Raw genomic sequence first — 384 nt, forward strand, 5'->3', positions numbered from 1 at the left:
GTTCCAGCGCGCGCCGCCCGAGGTCTTTGGGTTCGGGGTGATCACCTGCACGCCCGGCTTGATCAGATCGCCCCAGTCCTTGATCTGCTTGGGATTGCCCTTGCGGACCAGGAACACGATGGTCGAGGTGTACGGCGAGGCGTTGTGGGGGAGGCGCTTCTGCCAGTCCGGCTTGATCCAGCCCTTTTCAGCGATGGCGTCGATGTCGTAGCCGAGCGCCAGCGTGACCACGTCGGCGTCCAGCCCGTCGATCACGGAGCGGGCCTGCTTGCCCGAACCGCCGTGCGACTGGCGAATCGTCACGGCATCGCCACCCTGCGCCTTCCAGGCCTTGGCGAAGGCCGCGTTCACATCCACGTACAGCTCGCGCGTGGGGTCATACGA

Annotated in this window: 1 protein-coding gene; it reads right to left on the reverse strand. The window is 66.1% G+C overall.

Translation table 11 applies throughout. From position 1 onward, the window contains the following. The coding region (locus AB4Z35_RS31085; RefSeq protein ID WP_442101309.1) for a sulfate ABC transporter substrate-binding protein at positions 1 to 384 on the reverse strand (384 nt) is incomplete at both ends.

This window comes from Pseudomonas sp. KB_15 (assembly GCF_052114525.1).
GTDB lineage: Bacteria > Pseudomonadota > Gammaproteobacteria > Pseudomonadales > Pseudomonadaceae > Aquipseudomonas.